Source organism: Novosphingobium sp. UBA1939 (genome assembly GCF_002336885.1).
Taxonomy (GTDB): domain Bacteria; phylum Pseudomonadota; class Alphaproteobacteria; order Sphingomonadales; family Sphingomonadaceae; genus Novosphingobium.
Genome location: NZ_DDFB01000074.1, coordinates 1 through 10,485, shown reverse-complemented (window position 1 = coordinate 10,485; position 10,485 = coordinate 1). Strand labels below are relative to the sequence as shown.

The 10,485-nt window shown below is 64.4% G+C and carries 8 protein-coding genes and 1 pseudogene; 8 read left to right on the top strand and 1 reads right to left on the bottom strand.

The window, feature by feature from the left end; all coding sequences use genetic code 11:
• From B3547_RS10300 to B3547_RS10265, 8 genes are all read left to right on the top strand, one after another.
• On the top strand, window positions 1–1,821 hold a 1,821-nt coding region (locus tag B3547_RS10300), incomplete at its 5' end, for an efflux RND transporter permease subunit (protein ID WP_292962778.1).
• A gap of 53 nt (window positions 1,822–1,874) precedes the next feature.
• A complete protein-coding gene (locus tag B3547_RS10295; RefSeq protein WP_004212879.1) occupies window positions 1,875–2,363 on the top strand; it encodes an SRPBCC domain-containing protein in 489 nt (162 codons plus the stop codon).
• Entirely contained in the window at window positions 2,360–2,737 is a 378-nt protein-coding gene (locus tag B3547_RS10290; protein ID WP_004212880.1) for a hypothetical protein, read from the top strand. Before B3547_RS10295 ends, B3547_RS10290 begins: the two co-directional genes overlap by 4 nt.
• Before the next feature lie 47 nt (window positions 2,738–2,784).
• Window positions 2,785–3,198, top strand: coding sequence for a hypothetical protein (locus B3547_RS10285; RefSeq protein WP_004212881.1), 414 nt, complete (start codon window positions 2,785–2,787; stop codon window positions 3,196–3,198).
• A gap of 3 nt (window positions 3,199–3,201) precedes the next feature.
• Window positions 3,202–3,888: a ZIP family metal transporter gene (locus tag B3547_RS10280; RefSeq protein WP_004212882.1), complete on the top strand. Its 687-nt coding sequence runs from the start codon at window positions 3,202–3,204 to the stop codon at window positions 3,886–3,888.
• Window positions 3,885–4,493 (top strand): cation transporter, encoded by a 609-nt coding sequence (locus B3547_RS10275; protein ID WP_004212885.1) that lies wholly within the window; start codon window positions 3,885–3,887, stop codon window positions 4,491–4,493. The genes B3547_RS10280 and B3547_RS10275 overlap by 4 nt, the downstream gene beginning before the upstream one ends.
• Entirely contained in the window at window positions 4,490–6,991 is a 2,502-nt protein-coding gene (locus B3547_RS10270; RefSeq protein ID WP_004212886.1) for a heavy metal translocating P-type ATPase, read from the top strand. Before B3547_RS10275 ends, B3547_RS10270 begins: the two co-directional genes overlap by 4 nt.
• A complete protein-coding gene (locus tag B3547_RS10265; RefSeq protein ID WP_004212890.1) occupies window positions 6,988–7,737 on the top strand; it encodes an HAD-IIB family hydrolase in 750 nt (249 codons plus the stop codon). The genes B3547_RS10270 and B3547_RS10265 overlap by 4 nt, the downstream gene beginning before the upstream one ends.
• 196 nt (window positions 7,738–7,933) lie before the next feature.
• Here the strand turns inward: B3547_RS10265 and B3547_RS10260 are convergent.
• Window positions 7,934–10,485, bottom strand: a pseudogene (locus tag B3547_RS10260) (Tn3 family transposase); the annotation flags it as partial.

Below are 10,485 nucleotides of genomic sequence, written 5' to 3'. Positions count from 1 at the left end.
TACGGGCAGGCAATCATCATCCTCGTCTACGTACCGCTGCTCACGCTGACCGGCGTGGAGGGTAAAACGTTCGGACCGATGGCGCTGACCGTCATCATCGCGCTCGCCTTCGCCTTCATCCTCTCTCTCACCTTCGTGCCGGCGATGATTGCGATCTGGCTGTCGAAGAAGGTCGAGGAGAAGGACGGCCGCATCATCACGTGGCTGAAGAAGCGCTACGAACCCGGTCTCGACCGGGCCATGAAGCGCCCGACGCTGACGATCGGTGCGGGTGTGGGAAGCCTTGTGGTGGCGGCGCTTGCTTTCACTACGCTCGGCTCGGTGTTCCTGCCGCAGCTCGACGAAGGCGATTTGCTGATCCAGTCGCTCCGCATTCCGGCAACGTCGGTCCAGCAGAGCCAGGCGATGCAGGTGCCGATCGAGCGGATGATGTCGAAGCAGCCGGAGGTGCAATTCGTCTATTCCAAGACGGGCACCGCCGAGCTGGCGGCCGACCCGATGCCGCCGAACGCGACCGACATGTTCGTCATCCTGAAGCCGCGCAAGGATTGGCCGGATCCTGAGCTTCCCAAGGAGGAGCTGGTCAGCCGGATCGAGGGTAATCTCGCGAAGATTCCGGGAAATGCCTACGAGATCACCCAGCCCATCCAGATGCGCTTCAACGAGCTGATCGCCGGCGTGCGCGGCGACATCGCGGTGAAGGTGTTCGGGGACGACTTCAACCAGATGAACCGGACGGCCGAGCAAATCGCGGCGGTGCTGCGCAGAACGCAAGGCGCAGCGGACGTGAAGGTGGAGCAGACGACCGGTCTTCCCATGCTCGACATTCGCGTCAACCGCGACGCGATGGCGCGGTTGGGCGTTACGGCTCAGGATGTGCAGGACACCGTGACTGCGACGATCGGCGGGCGAACATCGGGCCAGATCTTCGAGGGCGACCGTCGCTTCCCCGTGGTGATCCGCCTGTCGGAGGCGCAGCGTGCCGACATCGGCCTGCTCCAACAGGTGCAGGTGCCGGTGGCAGGCGGCGGCTATGTACCGCTGTCCAGCGTCGCCGAGATCAAGGTGGTCGATGGTCCGAACCAGATCAGCCGCGAGAACGGCAAGCGGCGCGTGGTGGTGCAAGCCAACGTGCGTGGCCGCGACGTCGGATCCGTCGTGGCGGATGCGCAGGCGGCGATCGGCAGCCAACTCCGGCTGCCTGCCGGCACCTATCTCGAATGGGGCGGCCAGTTCGAGAACCTCCAATCGGCAAGCGAACGGCTGAAGCTGGTCATTCCGGCTTGCTTCATCTTGATCCTGCTGCTCCTCTACGGGGCGTTGGGATCGGTCCGCGACGCCGCGATCGTGTTCACCGGCGTGCCTTTCGCGCTGGTGGGCGGCGTCCTGTTGCTGTTCCTGCGGGGCATGGACTTCTCGATCTCGGCGGCAGTGGGCTTCATCGCCCTCTCGGGCATCGCGGTCCTCAACGGCCTCGTCATGGTCAGCTCGATCCAAGATCTGATCCGATCAGGGATGAGCCGCGAGGAAGCCGCGCATGTTGGCGCGATGCAGCGTCTGCGACCCGTCATCATGACCGCGCTAGTCGCCAGCCTCGGCTTCGTGCCGATGGCGCTGGGCGAAGGCGCCGGCGCAGAGGTTCAAAAGCCTTTGGCGACGGTCGTCATCGGCGGTCTGATCTCGGCGACGCTTCTTACGCTGTTCGTGCTGCCGACACTCTATGCCCGGTTCGGGCAGAAAGTGATCGAGAAACCCGAGCACTACAATGAGGAGCATGAAGGGGACGACCACGGTCAGACCTTCGTGAACAACTTGGCCTGATGGATGGGCGGGGCGATCCGCGATCGCCCCGCCCATCTCTGGGAGATGGGGATATGCCTCGCACCATAACCAGCTCGATGCTTCACGGCGGGCCACTGCGCATCTGGTCGGCACTCACCGATCCGGATCATCGCCGGGCGTGGAGTCCGCTCGTATTTCTCGATGATCCGTCCCGGCTCGGCGACACAGAATGCACCTTTGCGATCCAGGGCATCACCCGGCCAATTCGGACGCCAGCACGGATTGATCGATTCGATAAACCGCACGCCTTCGCTTGGTCCTGCGGCATCCCCTATCTGTTCACGCTCGAAGAGCGGTACGAGCTGGCGGGGGACGATGGCGGCACCAGGCTAACGCATAGCTGCACGCTGCGCGGGGCGCTCTCCCTGCCGTTCGCGGCGATGATGTTGCGCCGCCTGCGATCCCTGATGGTCGAATCTGACGATCGCCTCGCAACCTATCTCCGCTGGCGGGTAGGTCAGCCTGCCCGGGCTATCAATCGTCAGCGCGTCCCCTTCCGCTACAGGAGGAAGGCGCGATGATGATGCACTGTAAGCGGGTGCTGCCCGCCGTCATCCTCGTTGTCGGGCTCGCGGCGTGCTCGGAAAGAAAGCCGCCAGCCCCGCCAACGGAGCAGCAGATCCATTCGTCCGACAGCGCCGTGGCGACCGGGGAAATGGGGCGGCATAGATATCGCTGTTCCGACGGGGAACCGCTGTTCGTCGATTACAAGGACAACGGCCTGCAGATCGATTTGCGGCGCTCCAACGGGGGACCGCCGATGATGCTGACCGCGCCAGCGCAGGGCCTGCAATATGTCGGCGAAACAGCCACCGCGACCTTCAAGGGGTCGCAGCTCACCATCGTGGAAGGCGATGGCCGTACCCGGATCTGCGAGCGGGAAGGCACGCGATGAACTGCCCTGCCTTCGAACGCCACAGGGCGCTTCGTCGGAAGAGACCGATGTCTGACACGTCGATTTCAAATGTGACAACCTTGTGCGGCCTGAATCGGGCCGGTCTGGCGATCGCGCGCCTCGGCGTCGTTCTCGTCTCCGGGGCGGTTATAGGGGCGTGTAATCCAGCGCCGACCCAGCCTACCGAGCCGGCGCATGAAAAGCATCTGACGTCGAAACTAATCGCGCAGCGCATCATGTACTGCGACGACGGCACACGCGCCGATGTCGACTTCATCGATGACGGCTTGAAAATGGCCGTCACCTGGCTGCCGAAGGGCAGGACCGAGATCCTGCGCGCGCAGCGAACCGGTGACGAGTTTCGCGGCGACCATTCGCGGGCTGTCGTGGCGGGCGGATCGATCGCGTTCACGCGACGCGGGAAGATCCGCGTCTGCCACCGAACCCCGGAGGAGTCCTAGGAAATGCAGGCACTGCTCTATACGCTTGCGCCTGTGCTGGCGGTCGTGCTCGGCGCGATTGTCGCGAGCCGCACCAAGTTGAAACCTGGCCTCGTGGCGGGCCTACAGCATCTCGCTGCCGGCGTCGTGTTCGCGGCGGCAGCGACCGAAATCCTGCCGCAGGTCAAGCATGAGGCATCGCCCAGCGCGACGTTGATCGGCGGGGCGGCGGGCGTCGCGACCATGCTGGGGCTCAAGGCTCTTGAGGCCCGCTTCAAGGGGCCGATGGCGCTACTCGCCGCGATCGGCATCGACATTCTGGTCGACGGCCTGGTGCTCGGCCTCGCTTTCGTGGCGGGCGAGAAGGCAGGTCTCCTGCTGACGATCGCGCTCACTCTGGAAGTGTTATTTCTGGGACTGACGCTGACCGACGAGCTGGCGGAAACCTATCGCTCGCGCTTGCGCATCATCGTGATCGTCTCGGCATTGGCCCTGCTGCTGCCGATCGGCGCGCTCGCTGCCGTGCCGGTCGCCGCGCTGTCGCCGGTGATGATCGCCGGCTTCCTCAGCTTCGGGCTGATGGCGCTGCTCTACCTCGTCACGGAGGAGTTGCTGGTCGAGGCGCACGAGAAACCCGACACCCCGCTCATCAGCTCGATGTTTTTCGTCGGCTTCCTGGCCCTGCTGACACTTGAGGAGATGATGGGATGATCCCGGGCAACGACAACAATGGCGGGCAGGAGCGCCGCACACTGTGGATCGTCCTGCTGCTGAACGCGGCGATCGCTGCGGGCTTCTTCGTTTCCGGCTTCTTCGCGGACTCGAGCGCGCTGATCGCCAACGGCGTCGACAACCTGTCCGATACGGCTGTGTATGCGCTGAGCCTTGTGGCGCTCACCCGGGGCCAGACATGGAAGACACGCGCCGCGGTCGCTTCGGGCGTCATGCTGCTGATCTTCGCGGGCGGCATCTTGATCGATGTCGGACGGCGCTACGTGCAGGGCAGCGAGCCCATCGGACCTACCATGATGGTCATGTCCGCGATCGCCGGCGTCGTGAATTACCTCTGCCTGCGGCTGCTCCAGCGCCTCAAGGATCCGGACGTCAATCTCCGGGCCGCAACCACCTTCAGCTTCAACGACTTCATTTCCAACGGCGGCATCCTGATCGCCGGCGTGCTGGTGCTGTGGTTGGGTACCAATTGGCCGGACCTGCTGGTCGGCTTCGCCACCGCCATCATCGCCATCAAGGGCGGTGTCGAAATCCTGCGCGACGCGCGCGCCGAAACCAAGAAAAGCGAAAGGAGGTCGTCATGAACGACAAGCTCGAACTCGACATTCCAGTGTTGTTGCCGGACCTTCCTGACGCGGCCGATGCCTGCCTGGACCGTCTCGTATCAACCCTGTCAAAGCGCGAAGGTGTCGAGCGGGCGCATGTGATCTGTCTCGACGGCAACACGCCAGCGGCGCTGTGCATCCATTTCGATGCCGCCAAGCTGCCGCTGCCACGGTTGCGCGAAATGGTGCGCGCCGCAGGTGCCGAAATCACCGAGCGCTACGGCCATGCGATCTGGCAGGTGACGGGGATCAACCACGAACGTCGGGCGCGCACGGTCAGCGATGCGCTGTGCGCCTTGCCCGGCGTGGTCCAGGCAAGCGCCAGCACCAGCGGGTCTGTCCGGGTCGAATATGATCGCCGCGAAACCACCGAAGAGGAGGTGCGCGCTGCGCTTCGCAAGCTGAAGGTGAGGGTGGGCAAGCGGGTCGCTGCCGATGAACATGCCGGCCACGACCACGGCCCCGGGGGCCACGGCGCGGGCGAAGAGAAGCACGGCCCCGGCGATGGCCACGACCATAGCCACGCCGAATTTCTCGGCCCCAATACCGAGCTGATCTTCGCGCTCGCCTGTGGCGCGCTGCTGGGGATCGGCTACGCGATCGAGAGGCTGGTCGCTGGCGCGCCCGAATGGCTGCCGACCGCCTGCTATATCGCAGCCTATTTCTTCGGCGGATTCTTCACGCTGCGCGAGGCGATCGACAACCTCCGGATGAAGAAGTTCGAGATCGACACGCTGATGTTGGTCGCTGCGGCCGGCGCCGCTGCGCTGGGCGCATGGGCCGAAGGTGCGCTGCTGCTGTTCCTGTTCAGCCTCGGCCATGCGCTTGAGCATTATGCAATGGGCCGCGCCAAGAAGGCGATCGAGGCGCTGGCGAAGCTCGCGCCCGAAACCGCGACCGTGCGACGCGGCGGGCAGACCAGCGAAATCCCGGTCGAGCAGATGGTCGTCGGGGACATTGCCATCGTCCGCCCGAACGAGCGCCTGCCTGCCGACGGCTTCGTCATCAAGGGCACCAGCGCGATCAACCAGGCCCCGGTCACGGGTGAAAGCATCCCGGTCGACAAGGTGCCGGTCGCAGATGCCGCAGCGGCACGCGCCAAGCCCGATGCAGTCGACGCGGAAAGCCGGGTTTTTGCTGGTACGATCAACGGCGGCGGCGCGATCGAGATCGAGGTGACACGCCGTTCCAATGAAAGCGCGCTTGCCAAGGTCGTGAAGATGGTGAGCGAAGCGGAGACGCAGAAGTCGCCGACGCAGCGCTTCACCGACCGGTTCGAACGGATCTTCGTGCCCGCCGTCCTGGTCCTGTCAGTGCTCCTGCTGTTCGCATGGGTGGTCGTCGACGAGCCGTTCCGCGACAGCTTCTATCGCGCGATGGCGGTGCTGGTGGCGGCAAGCCCGTGCGCGCTCGCGATCGCAACGCCGAGCGCGGTCCTGTCGGGCGTTGCCCGTGCAGCGCGGGGCGGCGTGCTCGTGAAGGGCGGTGCACCGCTCGAAAACCTCGGGTCGCTCAAAGCGATCGCTTTCGACAAGACGGGCACGCTGACCGAAGGTCGTCCGCGCATCACTGATGTCGTGCCCGTCGATGGCGCCGATGAAGGCGAGTTGCTGGCGCTGGCTGTCGCCGTCGAAGCGTTGAGCGACCATCCCCTGGCCCAAGCGATCGTCAAGGACGGCCGCGAACGTCTGAACGATCGTGCCGTGCCGACTGCCGGCGACCTCAAGAGCCTGACCGGTCGGGGCGTCACCGCGAGCGTGGATGGCGAGACGGTGTGGATCGGCAAGGCCGAGATGTTCGGAAGTGAGGGCATTCCGGCGCTGGGGCAGGGCGCGCAGGACGCAATCGCGAAGCTGCGCGAGAACGGCCGCACGACAATGGTGGTCCGCAAGGGGGACCGCGACCTGGGCGCGATCGGCCTGATGGACACGCCTCGCGAAGCTGCCAAGACCGCGTTGCGTCGGCTGCACGAGATGGGCGTGTCGCGGATGATAATGATCTCCGGCGATCACCAGAAAGTCGCCGAAGCGATCGCCGACGAAGTCGGGATCGACGAAGCGTGGGGCGACCTCATGCCCGAAGACAAGGTTGCCGCGATCAAGAAGCTCGCCGGCGAAGACAAGGTCGCGATGGTGGGCGACGGCGTGAACGATGCGCCGGCGATGGCAAGCGCCACGGTCGGCATCGCGATGGGCGCGGCGGGGTCGGACGTTGCGCTGGAGACAGCCGACGTGGCGCTGATGGCCGACGATCTGGCGCACCTGCCATTCGCAGTCGGTCTTAGCCGCCATACCCGTGGAATCATCCGGCAGAACGTCTTCGTCAGCCTGGGTGTCGTCGCCTTCCTGGTGCCTGCTACCATCCTCGGCCTCGGCATTGGGCCAGCGGTGGCGGTTCATGAGGGATCGACGCTGCTCGTCGTCATCAATGCGCTCAGGCTGCTCGCCTACCGCGATCCGGCAGGGAAGGCGGCATGAAGTGGCTGATCGCCTTCGACCTCGACGGCACGCTTGCCGAGAGCAAGCGGCCGTTATCGGAGGATATGGCCGCAATCCTCGCCCGATTGCTCGCCATCACGGATGTGGCGGTGATCTCGGGCGGGGACTGGCCGCAGTTCGAAAAGCAGATCGCCTCGCGCCTTCCTGCCGGCGTCGCGCTCGACCGTCTCTGGTTGATGCCGACCACAGGCACGAAACTCTATCGGTTCATCAATGGCGCTTGGCGCGCGGTCTATGCCGAACTGTTCGACGACGCGGAGAAGGCGAAGATCCGCACGGCCTTCGATCAGGCGCTGACCGATGCCGGTCTCGCCGACGAACGTATCTGGGGCGAACGGATCGAGGACCGGGGCAGCCAGATCACCTTTTCGGGCCTGGGGCAGGCAGCGCCGCTGAAGGAAAAGGAAGCGTGGGATCCTGACCGAAAGAAGAGGACCGCGTTGCAGGCCACGTTGCGCGCAAAGCTGCCGGAGCTCTCGATCAATCTCGGTGGCACGACATCGATCGACGTGACCAGAGCAGGGATCGACAAGGGCTATGGCCTGAAGCGCCTGAGTGCCGAGAGCGGTGTCCCGCTCGACGGGATGCTGTTCATTGGGGATGCGATATTCCCCGGTGGGAATGACTATCCCGCTGCTGAAATCGGCCTCGACACAGTGAGGGTGCGCGACGTCGCGGAAACCACCGCCGTCGTGACCGCCATCATCGCGTGTCTGCACCGATAGGATCAAGATACATGGTCGGCTCCATCGCGGAATGCCGCATTGTCAAAGCTCTGGCTTCTGTCGCTTAGGGCAGCGCTTCCTAAAACGAAAAGAAGGCAATGTGCGCGTCTCCGCGAACAAAGCCTCCAGCGATCAATCTAAGAGATTCCGCCGCGCTTCTCAATCGTAGGGGGCGTTTGCGGGAGGGGGCGGAATCCTACGCTAAGGATTTGGGCCAGCGATATTCCCCGGTTGGATTGATGTGTTCCCATCCCAACGGCGAGACGTGGGCGAGTAGATCAGGCGCGATATGGATACCGCTGGCGGCCCGGGTATTGACGACCTCGCCGAGCTTCATGGTGTTCCAGAATATGATGATGGCGGCGAGCAGGTTCATTCCGGCGATGCGATAGTGCTGGCCTTCGCCGGATCGATCCCGGATTTCACCTCGGCGGTGGAAGCTGATGGCGCGCTTTAGGGCGTGGTGGGCCTCACCCTTGTTGAGGCCGATCTGAGCCTGGCGCTGGAGGCCGGCATCAAGAATCCAGTCGATCATGAACAGGGTTCGCTCGATGCGGCCCACCTCTCGCAATGCGAGGGCCAGCTCATTCTGGCGCGGGTAAGAGGCGAGCTTGCGAAGAATCTGGCTGGGGGCGACGATCCCCGCTGCGATCGTCGCCATGATGCGCAGGATGTCGGGCCAGTTGCGCTCGATGAGCGGTTCATTGATCTTACCTCCGACCAGCGCTCGCACATTGGCCGGCGTCGCGTTGGGCGTGAAGGCATAGAGTCTTTTCTGAGGGAGATCGCGGATACGGGGGGCGAACCTGTAGCCGAGCAAGGCGCAGGCGGCGAACACATGATCGGTGAAGCCGCCCGTGTCGGCAAAATGCTGGCGAACGCGGCGGCCCGCGTCATTCATGAGCAGCCCGTCCAGGATATAGGGAGCCTCGCTGACCGTTGCCGGGATCACCTGGGTTGCGAACGGCGCATATTGATCGGACACATGGCTGTATCCCTTGAGGCCCGGGACGTTGCCATATTTCGCGTTGATCAGATTCATCGCCTCGCCCTGCTCGGTAGCAAGGAAGAACTGCCCGTCGCTGGATGCCGATTGCCCTTGTCCCCAGAAGGCGGCCATGGGCAGGGCGGCGTGGGCCTCCACGATCATGGCGAGCGCCCGATCATAGGCGCTGCCTTCGACATGCCAGCGCGCGATCCGCAGCAATTCCCAGAAGCTGTGCGTGTTGGTCGCCGCCGCCATCTTGCGCAAACCGAGATTGACGCCTTCCGCCAGCAACACGTTCATCAGGCCGATCCGGTCGCTGCAGGGCGCGCCGGTGCGCAGATGCGTGAACGCCTCGGAAAATCCGGTTCGCTCATCGACTTCCAGCAACAGATCGGTGATCCTCGCGGGCGGGAGCTGTTGATAGAGATCGAGCACGAGATCCTCGGCCCTTCGGGCGTGTCGGCCCTCAGCTTGTCGATGTGCAGCTTGCCGTTCTCGATGATGCCGCCTGGGATCGTGCCGGTTCGCGCCGCGCGGCCAAACTCCTTCAGCCGTGTATCCAGTCGAGCCCTGCGCTCGGCCAGCCATTCGCCGGGTCGCAGCGGCACGGCGAGCCGCGCGGTCTGCTCTATCGCCTGTGGCGGGACCAGAAGCTGCTTGAGGTCGCCATAGCGGCGCGATCCCGCCAACCATATGTCACCGGACCGGAAGGCGTCGCGGATGTGGAACAGCACCGCGATTTCCCAAAGCCGGTGGTCGCCGCTGGGCTCAGCGCGAAGATGACGATGCCATTTCGAGTTGGGACGTAGAAAATCCACCGGCGGATCGACCTTGATCCCGTTACGCAGCATCGCAACGGCCGCCAGAAGAGGCGTGGCGATCGGCGCCGCCTGCATGTCGAGCAGGCGCAGCATCCTGGGCGCGTAGAGGCGGAAACGGTGATAGCCGTCCAGCACACGGCTGAGCGGGTCGGCCGCGAGCACGTTGGTCAGCGCGGAGGCCGTGGCGACAAGGGTTCTGAACCGTTCCCAGCCAGGCCCGGTGGCGATTATCCCGTCCAGGGCCGTGCCATCGTCCTGCGCTCCAAGCAAAGCACCACCGATTTCGGCAAAGGACTTCAGCGTGTCCCGAACGGCCGCCTTTTCGTCGGCGATCCTGGTGTTGCAAAGGCGTTCGGAGGCCCGATAGAGACGGCCTACGATGCGATCGTGGGTCTCCACGATGACATCGGCCAGCGATGACCGCCATTCCAGGGTGCAGACAGCGAGGATCGCAAGCCGCCTGTCTTCGGGCAGATCACGCATGCCGTCGGCGTAATAGCGCTCGCCCTGCCGGCGAAGCCGGGTCACACGATGCGCCGGCACGCCGTCCAGCAAATCCGCCGGAAGATCGAACCTTTGAAGATATTCCAGTCGATCCATCAGCCGGTTAGCGGCTGCTGAATTTGCGCCAACCTCGAACTGTCGCAGCCATACGAAGCGCGTGACGCGACCATCCACCGTATCCTCCAACAGGTGAGCCAAATTCTCGCTCAGGGTTGGCGTGATGCGATGGGCGATAAGATCCTCGATCCGGCGCTCGGCCTCAACCAGCGCATCGGCGCAAAGGCGCTCGATCGTCGAGGAGCCGGGAAGGATCGTGCGGGTGCGGCGACACTCCGCAACGAAGCGACGGGCAAGATCCTCATTCGATGTCGCCGCCTCGGCTTCCCGAGCGATCCATTCGCGCAAATCCCGTGCGCCCCGCCCCGAAAAGGAGCG

Excerpts from the sequence above, each read along its gene's own strand:
- B3547_RS10295 (WP_004212879.1), top strand. The coding sequence starts at position 1,875 with ATGCCTCGCACCATAACCAGCTCGATGCTTCACGGCGGGCCACTGCGC.
- B3547_RS10290 (WP_004212880.1), top strand. The coding sequence starts at position 2,360 with ATGATGATGCACTGTAAGCGGGTGCTGCCCGCCGTCATCCTCGTTGTC.
- B3547_RS10285 (WP_004212881.1), top strand. The coding sequence starts at position 2,785 with ATGTCTGACACGTCGATTTCAAATGTGACAACCTTGTGCGGCCTGAAT.
- B3547_RS10280 (WP_004212882.1), top strand. The coding sequence starts at position 3,202 with ATGCAGGCACTGCTCTATACGCTTGCGCCTGTGCTGGCGGTCGTGCTC.
- B3547_RS10275 (WP_004212885.1), top strand. The coding sequence starts at position 3,885 with ATGATCCCGGGCAACGACAACAATGGCGGGCAGGAGCGCCGCACACTG.
- B3547_RS10270 (WP_004212886.1), top strand. The coding sequence starts at position 4,490 with ATGAACGACAAGCTCGAACTCGACATTCCAGTGTTGTTGCCGGACCTT.
- B3547_RS10265 (WP_004212890.1), top strand. The coding sequence starts at position 6,988 with ATGAAGTGGCTGATCGCCTTCGACCTCGACGGCACGCTTGCCGAGAGC.